14 protein-coding genes are annotated in these 15,384 nt (G+C 71.7%); 3 read left to right on the forward strand and 11 right to left on the reverse strand.

Annotated elements, in window-relative coordinates; translation table 11 throughout:
• Positions 1-51: 51 nt before the first annotated feature.
• From ABD832_RS32825 to ABD832_RS32840, 4 genes are all read right to left on the reverse strand, one after another.
• Positions 52-879 (reverse strand): enoyl-CoA hydratase/isomerase family protein, encoded by an 828-nt coding sequence (locus ABD832_RS32825; RefSeq protein WP_344903293.1) that lies wholly within the window; start codon positions 877-879, stop codon positions 52-54.
• A 136-nt stretch (positions 880-1,015) separates the two neighbouring features.
• Positions 1,016-1,231 (reverse strand): helix-turn-helix domain-containing protein, encoded by a 216-nt coding sequence (locus ABD832_RS32830; protein ID WP_344903296.1) that lies wholly within the window; start codon positions 1,229-1,231, stop codon positions 1,016-1,018.
• A gap of 114 nt (positions 1,232-1,345) precedes the next feature.
• On the reverse strand, positions 1,346-2,944 hold the full coding sequence (locus tag ABD832_RS32835) for an ABC-F family ATP-binding cassette domain-containing protein (protein ID WP_344903299.1): 1,599 nt from the start codon (positions 2,942-2,944) through the stop codon (positions 1,346-1,348).
• Positions 2,945-3,280: 336 nt separating this feature from the next.
• Entirely contained in the window at positions 3,281-3,937 is a 657-nt protein-coding gene (locus ABD832_RS32840; protein ID WP_344903302.1) for an acVLRF1 family peptidyl-tRNA hydrolase, read from the reverse strand.
• Positions 3,938-4,067: 130 nt separating this feature from the next.
• Between ABD832_RS32840 and ABD832_RS32845 the strand changes: the two genes are divergently transcribed.
• The 3 genes from ABD832_RS32845 to ABD832_RS32855 all read left to right on the forward strand — a co-directional run bounded on the left by ABD832_RS32845 (position 4,068) and on the right by ABD832_RS32855 (position 7,659).
• Positions 4,068-5,216 carry an EAL domain-containing protein gene (locus ABD832_RS32845; protein WP_344903305.1) on the forward strand — a complete coding sequence of 383 codons (1,149 nt, stop codon included), beginning with the start codon at positions 4,068-4,070 and terminating at the stop codon, positions 5,214-5,216.
• Positions 5,217-5,395: 179 nt separating this feature from the next.
• The gene (locus ABD832_RS32850) at positions 5,396-6,757 is read left to right on the forward strand and encodes an aminotransferase class V-fold PLP-dependent enzyme (RefSeq protein ID WP_344903308.1); all 1,362 of its coding nucleotides are present in this window, start codon (positions 5,396-5,398) and stop codon (positions 6,755-6,757) included.
• 50 nt (positions 6,758-6,807) lie between these two features.
• The gene (locus tag ABD832_RS32855; protein ID WP_344903311.1) at positions 6,808-7,659 is read left to right on the forward strand and encodes a siderophore-interacting protein; all 852 of its coding nucleotides are present in this window, start codon (positions 6,808-6,810) and stop codon (positions 7,657-7,659) included.
• A gap of 127 nt (positions 7,660-7,786) precedes the next feature.
• Here ABD832_RS32855 and hisG read toward each other — a convergent pair whose 3' ends face one another.
• From hisG to ABD832_RS32890, 7 genes are all read right to left on the reverse strand, one after another.
• On the reverse strand, positions 7,787-8,632 hold the full coding sequence (gene hisG / locus ABD832_RS32860; protein WP_344903314.1) for an ATP phosphoribosyltransferase: 846 nt from the start codon (positions 8,630-8,632) through the stop codon (positions 7,787-7,789).
• A 60-nt stretch (positions 8,633-8,692) separates the two neighbouring features.
• On the reverse strand, positions 8,693-8,956 hold the full coding sequence (locus ABD832_RS32865) for a phosphoribosyl-ATP diphosphatase (protein WP_012892448.1): 264 nt from the start codon (positions 8,954-8,956) through the stop codon (positions 8,693-8,695).
• A gap of 178 nt (positions 8,957-9,134) precedes the next feature.
• Positions 9,135-11,570 (reverse strand): glycoside hydrolase family 2 protein, encoded by a 2,436-nt coding sequence (locus tag ABD832_RS32870; protein WP_344903317.1) that lies wholly within the window; start codon positions 11,568-11,570, stop codon positions 9,135-9,137.
• On the reverse strand, positions 11,567-12,481 hold the full coding sequence (locus ABD832_RS32875) for an ATP-binding cassette domain-containing protein (RefSeq protein WP_344903320.1): 915 nt from the start codon (positions 12,479-12,481) through the stop codon (positions 11,567-11,569). The genes ABD832_RS32870 and ABD832_RS32875 overlap by 4 nt, the downstream gene beginning before the upstream one ends.
• A gap of 60 nt (positions 12,482-12,541) precedes the next feature.
• The gene (locus tag ABD832_RS32880) at positions 12,542-13,483 is read right to left on the reverse strand and encodes an ABC transporter ATP-binding protein (RefSeq protein WP_344903323.1); all 942 of its coding nucleotides are present in this window, start codon (positions 13,481-13,483) and stop codon (positions 12,542-12,544) included.
• A gap of 13 nt (positions 13,484-13,496) precedes the next feature.
• Positions 13,497-14,357, reverse strand: a complete 861-nt coding sequence (locus tag ABD832_RS32885; protein ID WP_344903326.1) for an ABC transporter permease — start codon at positions 14,355-14,357, stop codon at positions 13,497-13,499.
• On the reverse strand, positions 14,354-15,349 hold the full coding sequence (locus tag ABD832_RS32890) for an ABC transporter permease (protein ID WP_344903329.1): 996 nt from the start codon (positions 15,347-15,349) through the stop codon (positions 14,354-14,356). Before ABD832_RS32890 ends, ABD832_RS32885 begins: the two co-directional genes overlap by 4 nt.
• Positions 15,350-15,384: the final 35 nt, after the last annotated feature.

Below are 15,384 nucleotides of genomic sequence, written 5' to 3' on the forward strand. Positions count from 1 at the left end.
CGGGCGAACACCCGGAGCCGGTGGGAACGCGACCTCCCGGCCGTCCGGGGCCTACGCGGGGGCCCTGCCGCCCCCCTCCCCGAAGAGCGCCTTGATCCGTGCGGCCTGCTCGCGGCCCTCGGCCGCGGCCTGCTCGGTCAGGGTGCGGCCGGAGGCGCCCTGAAGCAGGCGCTTGGTCGCCGTCGCGGCGTCACGGTTCGTGGCCAGCAGCGCGGCGCTCAGGTCCCGTACGGCCTCGTCCAGCTCCTCCGGTGCCACGACCAGCTCGGCCAGCCCGATCCGCGCCGCCTCCTGTGCCCCCACGACACGGGCGGTCAGGCAGATCTCGATGGCCCTGGACAGTCCCACCAGGTCGACCAGCGGCTTGGTGCCGGTCAGATCGGGGACCAGGCCCAGGGCGGGCTCCTTCATGCACAGTTTGGCGTCGTCCGCCAGGACCCGCAGGTCGCAGGCGAGCGCCAGCTGAAACCCCGCACCGATCGCGTGGCCCTGAACCGCTGCCACCGAGACGATGTCGGGACGCCTCAGCCAGAGAAAACCGCGTTGGGCCTGCGTCACCCGGTCGGCGAACGTCGCCTCCCCGAGTGCCGCCGAGGACGCGAACGACCCTTGCCCCGGCACCCCCTCCGGGGTGAACATCCTCAGATCGATCCCTGCCGAGAAGGACGGCCCCTCACCTCTGATCACGACGACCCTCACCTGCTGCGGCAGGCCGTCACCGATGTCCGCCAGGGCCGACCAGGTCGCGAACGTCTGAGCGTTCCGCTTGTCCGGCCGGTCCAGCGTGATCGTCGCGATCTCGCCGTCCACCTCGTAGCGCAGACCGACCTCCTTCAGAGAGATCTCCTCCGCACTCCCCCCGAACGACACTCCCACCATCGCCTCTTCTCCCGCCTTCCGTCTCCGCCTCGCCCGAGCCTATCGACTCTCCAGAATGAGGTTCTACAGGTCCGGGCGGGGACGGCGTCGGCGTGTGGGGGATCGAGCGGCTGCGGTCGCGCGTTCCGAGGCGGGGTCAGCGCTTTGACTTGCCTCGGGTGGCTCCGCCGCGCCCGCGCAGAGTCACACCGGACTCGCTCAGGATGCGGTGGATGAACCCGTATGACCTGCCGGTCGAAGCGGCCAGGGCGCGGATGCTCTCACCTGCGCTGTATCGCTTCTTGAGATCGGAGGCCAGTTTTTCACGATCGGCCCCGGTGACCCGGGTGCCCTTCTTCAGTGTGTCGGCCACGAGTACCTCCTGTAGTGCCAGACTTCCGCAGCGTTACACACGCCATGATCAGTCATTTCAGCGAGATCGGCTACCTACTCCATGGGAAAAGATCCGTACCCGCTCAAATTAAGATCAGGCAAGTGCCACAAGATCGGAAAATTCCTCGCTCCACGCGTCTTCGATTCCGTCAGGCAGCAAGATCACCCTATCGGGCCGTAGAGCCTCCACAGCACCCTCATCATGCGTGACGAGCACAATCGCCCCAGAATAGGACGTTAGCGCCGAAAGCACCTGCTCCCTGCTGGCCGGGTCGAGGTTGTTGGTGGGCTCGTCCAGGAGCAGCACATTGGCCGCGGACAGCACCAGCGTGGCCAGCGCCAGCCGCGTCTTCTCCCCGCCGGACAGCACCCCCGCGGGCTTGTCCACGTCGTCCCCGGTGAACAGGAACGAGCCCAGGACCTTGCGCAGCTCCACGTCGGGGAGCTCTCCCCCGGCCGAGCGCATGTTCTCCAGCACGGTGCGCTCGGGGTCGATGGTCTCGTGCTCCTGGGCGTAGTAGCCCAGCTTGAGACCGTGACCGGGCTTGACCGCGCCGGTGTCGGGCTGCTCGATCCCGCCCAGGATGCGCAGCAGGGTGGTCTTGCCCGCGCCGTTCAGGCCCAGGATCACGACCCGGCTCCCCCGGTCCACCGCGGCGTCGACGTCGGTGAAGACCTCCAGCGAGCCGTACGACTTCGACAGCCCCTCGGCCATGATCGGCGTACGCCCGCACGGGGCGGGCTGGGGGAAGCGCAGCTTGGCGACCTTGTCGCTGCGCCGCTCCACCTCCAGGCCCGACAGCAGGCGCTCGGCGCGGCGCTGCATGTCCTGCGCGGCCTTGGCCTTGGTGGCCTTGGCACGCATCTTGTCGGCCTGCGACATCAGGGCCGAGGCCTGCTTCTCGGCGTTGGCCCGCTCACGACGCCTGCGCTTCTCGTCGGTCTCCCGCTGGGCCAGATAGGCCTTCCAGCCGACGTTGTAGGTGTCGATCACCGCGCGGTTGGCGTCCAGGTGCAGAACGCGGTTTACCGTCGCTTCAAGAAGTGACACGTCGTGGCTGATAATGATCAAGCCGCCCTGGTGAGATCGTAAAAAATCACGAAGCCACCCGATTGAGTCTGCATCTAGGTGGTTTGTCGGCTCGTCAAGAAGGAGAGTCTCCGCCCCGCTGAACAGGATCCGGGCCAGTTCCACCCGCCTGCGCTGCCCTCCGGACAGGGTCTCCAGCGGCTGGCCGAGCACCCGGTCGGGCAGGCCCAGGCTGGAGGCGATGGAGGCGGCCTCGGACTCGGCGGCGTACCCGCCCAGCACGTGGAGCCGGTCCTCCAGGCGCCCGTAGGCGCGCACCGCGCGGTCCCGGGTGCGGTCGTCGGCCGAGGACATGCCGAGCTCGGCCTCGCGCAGCTCGTTCAGCACCTGGTCGAGCCCCCTGGCCGACAGGATCCGGTCCCGGGCCAGCACCTGGAGGTCACCGGTACGCGGGTCCTGGGGCAGGTAGCCGACCTGGCCGGTGATGGAGACCGTGCCGCTCGCGGGAGACCCCTCCCCCGCGAGCACCCGGGTCAGCGTCGTCTTACCGGCCCCGTTGCGGCCGACGAGCCCGATCTTGTCGCCCGGGTTGACCCGGAACGAGGCACCCTCGATGAGCAGCCGCGCGCCGGCCCTCAGTTCGATGTCAGAAGCTACGATCATGGTTGGAGAACACTCCCAGCAGGAAATACACAGGTCCGCTTCACTGTGGCCGAACCCGCCGCGCCCTGTGTCTCCCGGCTCTCGGCTCGGCCGTCTCGCCTTCGTCGGGACGACGGTCAATCGGGAGTGCGCATACCGATCAGTGTACGGCGCGTCACCGGCCCTCTTCTCCTCCATTAACGGAGGCCCTCACCCGGACGGTCGACGACGGCCCTCAGCCGGACACGCACCCGATCACGCGGAACCGGCCGTCCCCGCGCGGCCCCGGCCGTACGGCACCGGTCGTCCGGATGCGGACCGGGCCGTGCGGGGCCCGTCACCTCGGTGCGGACCAGGCTAGGCGGGGTCGGTCACCCGGATGCGGACCGCGCGGAACTGGGCCGGGGTGTCCTTGAGCACCACCAGCCGCGGGTCCGGGACGGTCAGGAAGGGCTCGGCCTCCAGCGCGAAGACCGGCGCCAGCCTGCGGTCGGGCCGCAGCGCGTCCACCGCCCGCCGGTCACCGCCCAGCACCACCGCCTCCAGCCCGTCCGCGTACGGGACCAGGATCCGCAGCGCCACCTCGGCCGCGGCCTCGTGCGCCTGGTCCACCTGCTTCTCCCTGCGCCGGGCGAAGCGGCGCTGGGACCAGCCGCCCGCGGCGCTGCGGCCGTGCACCTGCCGCGAGCCGACCTTGGAGGAGACCAGCTCCTCCCCCTGGAAGATCCCGGCCGCGTGGCCGCCCAGCCGCACCAGCAGCACGCCGATCCTGCGCTCGGTGCGCACATGGGTGACCAGCCGGCCCAGCGGCCCGCCCCCGGAGCCGGTCAGGGGCGGGAAGGGCACCTGGCACTCGGCCACCGCGCCGTCCGTGCCCGCCAGCCGCACCACGCCGGGCGAGGCCGTCACCTCCGGCGGGCCGTGCCGGTCGACGAAGCCGTCGATCCAGCGGTTGAGCCGCTCGGGTGCCACCGAGACCCAGCGGCCTCCCCCCTTGGCCGGTCGCGACGTCATGGAACGAGACACTACCGGGCGCCCCGGTGAGCCCGCGATCTCACCGGACGACCACAACGGATGGCGAAATATCGGTGAACATAACTGTGCGTCACTTTTGTGACGTTAAGGGATGCCCCATGATCTGAACGTGACGACCAGAGCGCACACCGCCCCGCACACCCCCGCGCCGCCCCTGACGGCACCCGTCCCGGGGGCCCCGGCGGGGATGCCGGGAACGGCCCCGGTGGGCGTCACCCCCGTCGTCGACCTCGACACCGGGGGCGTCATCGCACTTCAGGCCGACGGCGGGCACCGAGGGAACATCTCCTCCACCGTCGAGACGGTACGCGCCCTGGCCGGGGGCGACGTCCCGCTCCCGCTGCTGCTGACCCTGCCGACGTCCGCGGTCATCGGCGGCTCGGCCGCGCTGGCGCCGCTGCACGAGGCCCTGCGCGCGTCCGGCCGGAGGCCCCGCGAGGTGATCCTCACCGTGCGCGGCGACTTCGCGCAGTTCGAGCGCGGCTCCCTGCTCACCGGGCTGGACGGCCTGCGCGCCATCGGCTACCTCATCGCCGTGGGCGACCTGGGCGGCGGCCACATCCCCCTTGACCTGCTCGCCGACGCGGCGCCGTACCTGGCGGTGCTCTCCCGCGACCTGGTCGCCCAGGCGGCCCGCGACCCGCGCCGCGCCGCGATCGGCGAGGGCCTGGCCGCCCTCGCCCGCGGAACGGGGGCGCACGTGCTGGCCCCCGGGGTGCACGACGAGGCGCAGCTCGCCGCGGTCCGCGGCTGGGGGGTACGGCTGGCGCACGGGCCGCTGCTGACCCCGGGCCCGTCCGGCCGCGTGCGCGTGCCGCTGCCCGTGGTCGAGCCGAAGGCTCCGGGGGCCGTGCTCGGCCCGCGCGTCCAGGAGTTCCTGCTGCCCGCGGTCACCCTCCCGCAGGAGGCGAGCGCCGAGGCCGTGGTCAACGCCTTCGGCGGAGAGCCGTCGATCACCAGCGTGATCCTCGTCGACGAGTACCAGCGCCCCACGGGCAGCCTCGACCGCAGCCGCTTCCTGCTCTCCATCGCCGGCCGCTTCGGCCACGCCCTGCACGGCAGGAAACCCGCCGGACGGCTGGCCGACCCGGCCCGCACGGTCCCCAGGACCACCCCGGTGATCGCGGCCATGCAGGTCGCGGGCCGGGACACCGAGCGCGTCTACGACGACCTGGTCGTCACCGACGAGGTCGGCCGCTGCATGGGCGTCGTCCGGGTCGCCGACCTGATCCGCCAGGTCGCGGCCATGCGCCACTGACCCTCCGGAACGCTCCACCCCCGTGCGGGCCGGTTCAACGCGCCGACGCCTTTACGTTGTAGATTCACGACGACGCCCCTTGGCAGGCACGCATGATCCCGATAGGAAGGGGCGTACAGGGCAGAGGGTCACGATCAGGACGGCGATCGGGGCCGCGGGCGGGGTGACAGGGGCACGGCATGGACCATCAGGGACCTCGCGTCGGACGGCGCAGGCTGCTCGGGACCGGGCTGCTGGGCGCGGGAGCGCTGGCCGGGGCCGCGCTGACCGGCTGCACCTCCGACGCCGCCTCCCCCGCCCGCGACCCCGCGACCGGGAAGCAGCCACCGCCCTTCGACCCCCAGGACTGGGAGTCGGTACGCGCCCAGTTCCCGCTGGACCCCTCCCACGCCCAGTTCGCCGCCTACGTGCTGGCCGCCCACCCGGCACCGGTGCGGCGGGCCATCGAGGAGCACCGGCGCGGCCTGGACACCGACACCGACGCCTACCTGCACGGCGAGGACCGGGAGAACGCCGTGCGCGAGGCCGCCGCGGACTACCTGGGCGCCGACGCCCCCGACGTGGCGCTGACCGACAGCACCACGATGGGCCTGGGCCTGCTCTACGGCGGCATGCGGCTGCTGCCGGGCCAGGACGTGCTCACCACCGAGCACGACTTCTACGCCACCCACGAGAGCCTGCGGCTGCTCGCCGCCAGGACCGGCGCCCCGGTGCGCAGGGTCCGCCTGTACGACGACCCGGCCACGGCCTCGGCCGACGAGATCGTCTCCCGGCTCAGGGCCGGGATCGGCCCCAGGACCCGGGTCGTGGCGATCACCTGGGTGCACTCGGGCACCGGGGTGCGGACGCCGGTCAGGGCGATCGCCGACATGATCGCCGAGGCCAACCGGGACAGGGACGCCGCCGACCGGGCGCTGCTCTGCGTGGACGGGGTGCACGGCCTGGGCGCCGTGGCCGACGAGGTCGCGGAACTGGGCTGCGACTTCCTGGTCGCGGGCACCCACAAGTGGCTGTTCGGCCCCCGGGGCACCGGCGTGCTGTGGGGGCGGGGGCAGGCCTGGGACGCGATGCTCCCGGTGATCCCCACCTTCTCCGGCAGGCTCGACCTCCAGGCCGGCGACGAGGCCGGGCGGTCGTACCGGCCGTACGGGCCGGGCGGGCTGGTCGCCACCCCGGGCGGCTACCACAGCTTCGAGCACCGCTGGGCACTGGGCGAGGCGTTCGCCTTCCACCGGGAGATCGGCAGGGAACGGGTGGCCGCCAGGATCACCGAGCAGGCCACCCGGCTCAAGGCCGGGCTCGCCGCCCTGCCCAACGTACGGCTGGTCACCCCCCGCTCCCCCGAGCTGTCGGCCGGGCTGGTCTGCTGCGAGATCGACGGCGTGGACGCCCCGGCCGCCGCGGGCAGGCTGCGCAGGGACCACCGGATCGTCACCAGCGTCACCCCGTACCAGGAGGTCTACCTGCGCTTCGGTCCCGGGATCGTCACCACCCCCGAGCAGGTCGACCAGGCCGTCAAGGCCGTCTCCACCCTCCGGTGACGTAAGGTGGGACTTAGGCTTACCTAACTCGCACCCCCGGGAGTGACCACATGGCAGACGACAAGGCTGAACGCCCCGCGCGGAAGGTGACGACCGGCCGGGTCCTGCGCACCGAACGGCTCACCCCGCACATGATCCGGGTGGTGCTCGGCGGCGAGGGCCTGGCCGGTTTCCGCGCCGACGAGTACACCGACCACTACGTGAAGCTGCTGTTCGCCCCGGCCGGGGTGAGCTACCCGCAGCCGTTCGACATGGAGGCCGTCCGCCGCGACCTGCCCCGCGAGCAGTGGCCCACCACCCGCACCTACACCGTCCGCCGCTGGGACGCCGAGGCGGGCGAGCTGACGATCGACTTCGTCCACCACGGCGACAGCGGCCTCGCCGGGCCGTGGGCCGACCGGGCCCGGCCCGGCGACGAGCTGCACTTCTTCGGCCCCGGTGGCGCGTACACCCCGGACCCCGAGGCCGACTGGCACCTGCTCGCCGGTGACGAGAGCGCGCTGCCGGCCATCGCCGTCGCCCTGGAGCACCTGCCCGCCGGGGCCCCGGCCTGGGCCTTCGTCGAGGTCGCCGGCCCCGAGGAGGAGCAGCGGCTCGACTCCCCCGGCGACGTGAAGATCGTCTGGCTGCACCGGGGGGACGCCCCGTACGGCGAGGCGCTGGTCACCGCGGTCCGCGAGCTCGACTTCCCCGACGGCGTCGTGCACGCCTTCGTGCACGGCGAGGCCGGGGCCGTCCGCGACATCAGGCGCCACCTGCGCACCGAGCGCGGCGTCCCGCTGTCGCGGCTGTCCATCTCGGGCTACTGGCGGCTGGGCCGCGACGACGAGGCCTGGCGCTCCTCCAAGCGCGAGTGGAACGAGCAGATCGAGGCCGAGGAGGCCGCGGCCCTGTCCTCCTGAGTCCTCCCGAGTCCTTTTGAGCCCTCCTGACCCGGTCGCCGCCGGGCCGGACGTCACCGGCCCGGTCGTTCCCGGCCCGGTCGTGCCCGGCGCGGCGCGCCGGACGCGACAGGTCGGACGCGGAGGGTCAGACGCGGCAGGCGAAGATGGCGGTCACCAGGATGGCCTTGGCGCCGATCTCCGAGAGCTCGTCCATGATCTGCTGGTGTCCCTTGCGCGGCACCATGGCGCGGACCGCGACCCAGCCCTCCCGGTGCAGCGGGGAGACCGTCGGGCCCTCCATGCCGGGGGTGAGCGTGATGGCCTCCTCGATCCGCTCGGCGCGGATGTCGTAGTCCATCATCACGTAGTCGCGCGCCATCAGCACGCCCTGCAGGCGGCGGATGAGCTGGCGCAGGCCGGGCGTCTCGGCCGCGCCGACCTGCTTGATCAGCACGCCCTCGGACTGCGCGATCGGCTCGCCGAAGACCTCCAGGCCGATGTTGCGCAGCGTGGTGCCGGTCTCCACGACGTCGGCCACCGCGTCGGCCACGCCGAGCCGGATGGCGGTCTCGACCGCGCCGTCCAGCCTGATCACCCGGGCCTCGACGCCCCGCTCGGCGAGGTAGGACTCCAGCAGGCCCGCGTACGCGGTGGCGATGCGCCTGCCCTTGAGGTCGGCGACGGAGTCGAAGTCACCGGGGTTGGCGGCGAAGCGGAAGGTGGAGCGGCCGAAGCCGAGCGGGATGAGCTCCTCCACCTGCGCGCCGGAGTCGTGCAGCATGTCACGGCCGGTGATCCCGGCGTCCAGGGTGCCCTCGCCGACGTAGACGGCGATGTCCTTGGGACGCAGGAAGAACAGCTCGCAGGAGTTCTCCGGGTCGACGACCACGAGTTCCTTGCTGTCCTTGCGGGCCCGGTATCCGGCTTCCTTGAGGATCGTCTGGGCACCCTCGGTGAGGGCGCCCTTGTTGGGTACGGCGAGACGGAGCATGACGAGCTTCCTTAGGTGTGGACGGGATCTGCCTGCGAGACCGGAGCCGGGCGCACCGGCTCACAGATGCTTGTAGACCTCGTCCAGCCCGATCCCCTTGGCGATCATGAGGACCTGCACGTGGTAGAGGAGCTGGGAGATCTCCTCGGCCGCCCGCTCGTTCGACTCGTGCTCGGCCGCCATCCAGCTCTCGGCGGCCTCCTCCACGACCTTCTTGCCGATGGCATGGACCCCGGCGTCCAGCGCGGCCACGGTGCCCGAGCCCTCGGGCCGGGTGCGCGCCTTGTCGGACAGCTCGGCGTACAGCTCTTCGAAGGTCTTCATGATCTCTCTCGGAGTCGTCGGATGTGCGCGTCAAGCCTAACGGGCCGCCCGGCCTCCGCGTGTGCGGGTCCACGCTCCGGGACGCGGCGGGTCCGCCGATCGGGCGGCCCCGCCGGTGATCCGGGGCCGCCCGGTGACCGGACACGGGGCCGCGCCCCGGGCGGGCCGGGCGGGCCGTTCAGTCGTTGACGCAGCGCAGGACCGGGCGGGTGACGAGCGCGGCCGGGTCGAGGTCGCGTCCGGTGGCGATGTGGAAGGTGACGCTCTCCCCGGGCAGCAGCGTCACCAGCATGTCGTCAACCGAGGCGGCCGGGTCGAGACGGTCGGGGAACAATGCCAGCTCGCGCAGGAGGGTCACGGCCGTGACGGTGACGTCCAGACCGCCCCGCACCGGGGTCACCTCGGTACGGTGGGCCGCGGCCGGGAAGGCGACCCGGGTGTCCTCGGCGAAGAACGAGACCGCGCGCCGGTCACCGAGCCGGGCCACCAGCAGCTCGGACGCGGGATCGCCCGGGACCGCGACCGCGCCGGGCAGCGGAACCGTGGTCACCGAACGGGGGGCCACCTCGACGACGGACGTCTCCTTGGCCAGCGGCTCACCGTCCAGGCCCAGCCGCAACAGCTCCAGCTCGCCCGCCCACGGCCGCGGGCCGTCGTTGATCACGACCACGGCGCCGTCGACGACGGTCAGCAGGCGATCGTCGTAGACGCGGCGCAACGCGTACCACAGCGGCTTGCGCCGCCCGGCGCCGTCGACGGCCGACCAGGAGGTGACCGGCCAGCAGTCGTTGAGCTGCCACAGGATCGTGCCCGAGCAGTACGGGGCCAGCGCGCGAAACCGCTCGATGCCGTGGACGACCGCCCTGGCCTGGTTGAGCTGGGTCAGGTAGTGCCAGTCGTCGTAGGCACCCGGTGCGGGCAGGTGCTCACCCAGGCCGCGCAGCAGCTTGGCGTTGCCCTCGTGCGCCTTCTGGTGGTGCAGCACCAGGGGCGCGTCCGGGGCCAGCTCGCCGCCGACGGCGGCGCGCAGCGTGGCGTGCACCGGCGGGCCCTGGAAGCCGAACTCGGCCGCGAAGCGGGGCCGGTAGTCGCCGTAGCGGGTGTAGTCCTCGCGGTTCCACACGTCCCAGATGTGCAGGGTCCCGCGCGAGGGGTCGTTGGGCGGCAGGCCGGGGTCGCCGGAGTAGGGGCTGCCCGGCCAGTAGGGACGGGTGGGGTCCAGCTCGGCCACGACCGCGGGAAGCAGGTCGTGGAAGAAGCCCGCCCCCCAGGTACGCTCGCCCAGGCTCTCGCGCCAGCCCCAGTCGGCGTGTCCCTCCAGCACCTCGTTGTTGCCGCACCACAGCGCCAGCGAGGGACGCCAGGCCAGACGGGCGACGTTCTCGCGCGCCTCGGCCTCCACCTCCGAGGCGAACGGCTCCTCCTCGGGATAGGCCGCGCAGGCGAACGGGAAGTCCTGCCAGACCAGCAGGCCCAGCTCGTCGGCCAGGTCGTAGAAGTCCTCGCTCTCGTACAGGCCACCGCCCCAGACCCGCAGCAGGTTGACGTTCGCGCCGACGGCCTGACCGAAACGCTCCGCCAGCCGCGCACGGGTGAGGCGGGAGGGGAAGCAGTCGTCGGGGATCCAGTTGACGCCGCGCACGAACACCGGCACGTCGTTGACGACCAGGGTGAAGGCGTCGTCGGTGCGATCCAGCCGCACGTCGCGGAAACCGATCAGACCCGTCCAGCCCTCCCGCTGCGCCCCGGGCGCTCCGGGCCCGTCGAGTGTCCCGGGCGTCTTGGTCTGCAGGTCCACCGTGAGCTCGTGGCGGTGCGGGGCGCCGTACCCGCGCGGCCACCAGCGCTCCGCGTCCGGCACCCGCAGCGTCAGGACGGTCTCGCGCTCGCCCGGGGCCGGCCGCGCCTCGCACCGGACGCCCGCGACCGAGGCCGTCACGACCACCGGGGTTCGGCCGGACGACAAGGGCCCGCCGGAGTGCTCAAGGGTGACGTGCACCTCGACCAGGCCGTCCGGCCCGTCGGTGCGCACCAGCGGCCGGACCCCGGCCAGCCGGGTCCCGCTCCACGAATGCAGCCCGATCGGCCGCCAGATGCCGGAGGTAACCACGGCCGGGCCCCAGTCCCAGCCGAAGTTGCAGGCCATCTTGCGGATGAACTGGTACGGCGCCTCGTAGGCACCGGGCCGCTCCCCCAGCTCGGCCCGGCGCGCCTCGGCGTAGGCCACCGGGGAGTCGAAGCGGACCCGCAGCGTGTTCCGACCCTCGCGCAGCAGCTCGCGCACGGGCAGCCGGTAGGAGCGGTGCTGGTTGGCCGTGGACGCGACCCGCACCCCGTTGAGCTCGACCGTGGCGACGGTGTCCAGGCCCTCGCAGACCAGGTCGGCGCGCTCGTGCCCGTCGTCGCGCCAGTCGAAGACCGTCTCGTACTCCCAGACGCAGCGGCCGATCCAGGTCAGCCGGTTCTCGTTGTCGTCCAGGTAGGGGTCCTCGATGAGCCCGGCGGCCAGCAGATCGGTGTGCACGCACCCCGGCACCGCGGCCGGGACACCGCGGATGTCCCCGTCCACCTGGCGCAGGGTCCACCCGTCGTGCAGCGGACGGTAGGTGCTCAACGCGCGCTCCTCAGCGATGCGGTGCCGGCGTCGGTGTCGCCGCCGGTGCGCCGGACGAGATGGCCGGGCTCGGCCTCCACCAGCGTGGAGGCCCCCTTCCGGTCGTCCGGCTCGGGCACCTCGGCGGACGCGGTGTCCTCCTCGCCGCCCCACCGGCTGGTCAGCCTCGGCACCGACGACAGCAGCCTGATCGTGTACGGGTGCAGGGGGTTGCCGAAGACGGCCGCGGTCGAACCCGACTCGACGACCCGCCCCCGGTACAGCACCACGGCCCGCTCGCTGATGTAGTTGCCCAGCGACAGGTCGTGGGTGACGAACAGCACGCCCAGCCCGCGCGCCTTGAGGTCGGCGAGCAGGTTGAGCACGTCGATCCTGGTGGACGCGTCCAGCATGCTGGTGATCTCGTCGGCGACCAGGTACCGCAGGTCCAGCAGCAACGCCCTGGCGATCAGCAGGCGCTGCAGCTGGCCACCGCTGAGCTGGTGCGGGTAGCGGCCCAGGATCTGGCCGGGGTCGAGGCCGACGTCGGAGAGAGAGGTCTCGATCCTGCCCTGCCACTCGGAGTCGGCGACGCCGGGGAAGTACTCGTTCCTGATCATCGTGAGCACCCGGTCGGCCTTGAAGACCGGGTTGTAGCAGCTGAACGGGTCCTGGAAGACGCCCTGCACGTGCCGGTAGTACGCCTTGCCCGGCCTGGCCCGCTCACCGTCGAGGGTGATCCTCCCCTTCGTCGGGGAGAGCAGCCCGAGGACCGTCTTGCCCAGGGTCGTCTTGCCGCTGCCGCTCTCGCCGATGAGGGAGACCACCTCCCCCGGCGCGAGGTCGAGGCTCACGTCGTCGACGGCGGTGAGGGTGGAGGTGCCGAAGGCACCGACCCGGTAGGTCTTGGTGACCCCTTCGAGGCTCAGCATCGTCTCACTCCTGCGGGCGCGTACGGGCTCGGCGTGGCCGGTCTCTCCGGCGCGGGCATGTCAGGCCTTCCAGCAGGCGACGTGGTGACCGGGGGCGACCTCGATCGGCGGGGGTTCCTCGGCGCACCGCTCGAAGGCCAGCGGGCAGCGGTCCCGGAACCGGCAGCCCGTGGGCGGGTCGAGCAGCGAGGGCGGCCTGCCGGGGATGCCCGACAGCCTGCGCTCGGCGTGCCGGACGCCGACCTCGGGCAGCGAGGAGATGAGCATCCGGGTGTACGGGTGGCGCGGCTCGCTGACGATCACGCCCGCGGGGGCCTTCTCGGCCAGCTTCCCGGCGTACATGATCATGATCGTGTCGGCGATCTGGTAGGTCAGCGAGATGTCGTGGGTGATGAAGATCATGCTGCGGACGAAGCCGCGGTCGCGGAACTCCACCAGGGTCCTGGCCACGGCCTTCTGGGTGGACACGTCGAGCGCGGAGGTGATCTCGTCCGCGATCAGCAGGGACGGGTCGAGCAGGGTGGAGATGACCATCACCATCCGCTGCTTCATCCCGCCGGACAGCTCGATCGGGTAGCGCCCGAGCACGTCGCGCGGGAGCTCCACCAGGTCCAGGCGGCGTTCCAGCTCGGCGCGGTCCAGCTTCTCGCCCCGGGAGGCGAGCAGCTCGCCGACCATCTTCCCGATCTTCCGGGTGGGGTTCATCGCGCTCATCGAGTACTGCGGGATGAGCGACACCCTGGCGAAGCGGAAGCGGTTCATCCGGCGGTCGTCGCCGATCGGCAGCTCCTGGCCGTCCAGCTCGGCGGTGCCCCCGGCCAGCCGCATCCGGCCGTCCATCCTGATCAGGCTCTTGCCCAGGGTGGTCTTGCCGCACCCGGACTCGCCCGCCAGGCCGAGGATCTCGCCGTCGGCGACGTCGAAGCTCACACCGTCGAGGGCCTTCACCTCGCCGCGCAGGGTCCTGTAGTGGACCCTCAGGTCGCGCACGCTCAGGGTCATGTGCTCTCCTCCACTACAGCTCCCGCAGCCGGGGGTTGAAGACCTCGTCCAGGCCGACGTTCATCACGTACAGGGCGCCGACGATCGCGGTGATCCCGGCGCCGGGCGGGATGAACCACCACCACATCCCCAGGTGCAGGGCGCTCCAGCGGGCCGCGTTGTTGAGCATCAGGCCGAGCGAGATGCCCTGGCTGGGCCCGAGCCCGATGAAGTCGAGCGAGGCCGCGATCAGGATCGACCCGCCGAACAGCAGGATGAAGGTCATGACGAGGTACGAGTTCATGTTGGGCGCGATCTCGCGAGCGATGATCTTCCAGGTGCGCACCCCGCTGAGCCTGGCCAGGTCCACGAAGTCGCGCGAGCGCAGCGAGAAGGTCTGGGCCCTGATGGCCCTGGCCGCCCACGGCCAGGAGGTCAGGCCGATGAACAGCGCCTGCACGCCCACGCTGCGCACGCCGAGGTAGGCGTTGACGATCAGCAGCACCGCCAGGGCCGGCAGCACCAGGACGATGTTGGTGAGCATGTTCAGCACCTCGTCGACGATCCCGCCCCGGTACCCGGCGGTGAAGCCGATCGTCATGCCGATGATCGCGGCCAGCCCGCCGCCGAGCGCCCCCACGATGAAGGTGGAACGCAATCCGTAGACGAACTGGGCGAAGACGTCCTGGCCGAACATGGTGGTGCCGAACCAGTTCTGCGCCGAGGGCGGCGAGGCCGGGGCGGCGACGTAGGCGTTGGGGTCCTGGCCGCCGAGCAGCGGCGCCGCGGCGGCCAGGAGCAGCAGCGGGACCAGCACGGCCAGGCCGGCCAGCAGCTTGCCGTTGCGGACCGCGAAGTACAGGCCCTCGCGCCGTCGCGCGGGAACGGCCGTCACGTCGCCTCCCCTCCCATGCCGATCCTGGTACGCGGGTCGACCAGGACGTAGACGATGTCGATGACGAAGTTGGCGACCAGCACGCCCACCACGATGAACAGGAAGGCTCCCTGGAGCAGGAAGAAGTCCTGGTTCTGGATCGCCTTGAGGATCAGGTGGCCCAGCCCCGGATAGGAGAAGACGATCTCGGTGACCAGTGCCCCGGCCACCAGCACGCCCAGCTGCAGGGCCAGGCCGGTGATCTGCGGCAGCACCGCGTTCCTGAACGCGTAGCGGCGGATCAGCCTGCGCGGCGCGCCGAGCGAGGCGAGGTAGGTGGAGTAGTCCGCCTCCAGCTCGTAGATGATCATGTTGCGCATGCCGATGGCCCAGCCGCCGAACGCGACCAGGAACAGCGAGGCGAACGGCAGGAACCAGTGCAGTGCCAGGTCCCCGACGAACTCCCACGACCAGTTGGGCCGCATCGAGAAGCTGTAGCCGCCCGAGACGGGGAAGATCCCGGCCACCACGCCCAGCCCCCAGGCCAGCAGGATGGCCAGCCACATGTACGGGGTGGCGGTCAGCACGTACCCGATGGGCAGCGCGGTGTTGTCGAGCCACTTGCGCCGGGCCGCGAAGGCGCCGAACCTGTTGCCCGCCCACCAGCTCAGCAGGATCGACGGGATGAGCAGCGCCAGCGTGTACGGCACCGCCCGCATGATGAGGTCGGTCACCGGGGTGGGGAACACCCAGATGCTGGTCCCCAGGTCACCGCGGAACAGCGCGGCCCAGAAGTTGCCGTACTGCTGCCACAACGGCAGGTCGAGGCCGAACAGGGCGGTGTAGTGGGCGCGCATCGCCTCCACCGCGGCCGGCTGGGACACGTTGGCCCGCGACAGCATGCTCTGCACCGGGTCGCCCGGCATGAAGCGCGGGATCATCCAGTTGACGGTGACGGCCACCAGGAAGGTCAGCCCGTAGACCAGCAGTTTCCGGCCGAAGTAACGTCGCACGCGATCCTCCAGAATCGGCGAGATGGGCCCCCTCC

Source organism: Streptosporangium longisporum (genome assembly GCF_039534895.1).
Taxonomy (GTDB): domain Bacteria; phylum Actinomycetota; class Actinomycetes; order Streptosporangiales; family Streptosporangiaceae; genus Streptosporangium; species Streptosporangium longisporum.

Coding starts and splice junctions, on each gene's coding strand:
- ABD832_RS32840 (WP_344903302.1), bottom strand. CDS start 3,937: ATGACGTCGCGACCGGCCAAGGGGGGAGGCCGCTGGGTCTCGGTGGCA.
- ABD832_RS32850 (WP_344903308.1), top strand. CDS start 5,396: ATGGACCATCAGGGACCTCGCGTCGGACGGCGCAGGCTGCTCGGGACC.
- ABD832_RS32855 (WP_344903311.1), top strand. CDS start 6,808: ATGGCAGACGACAAGGCTGAACGCCCCGCGCGGAAGGTGACGACCGGC.
- ABD832_RS32880 (WP_344903323.1), bottom strand. CDS start 13,483: ATGACCCTGAGCGTGCGCGACCTGAGGGTCCACTACAGGACCCTGCGC.
- hisG (WP_344903314.1), bottom strand. CDS start 8,632: ATGCTCCGTCTCGCCGTACCCAACAAGGGCGCCCTCACCGAGGGTGCC.
- ABD832_RS32865 (WP_012892448.1), bottom strand. CDS start 8,956: ATGAAGACCTTCGAAGAGCTGTACGCCGAGCTGTCCGACAAGGCGCGC.
- ABD832_RS32835 (WP_344903299.1), bottom strand. CDS start 2,944: ATGATCGTAGCTTCTGACATCGAACTGAGGGCCGGCGCGCGGCTGCTC.
- ABD832_RS32825 (WP_344903293.1), bottom strand. CDS start 879: ATGGTGGGAGTGTCGTTCGGGGGGAGTGCGGAGGAGATCTCTCTGAAG.
- ABD832_RS32875 (WP_344903320.1), bottom strand. CDS start 12,481: ATGCTGAGCCTCGAAGGGGTCACCAAGACCTACCGGGTCGGTGCCTTC.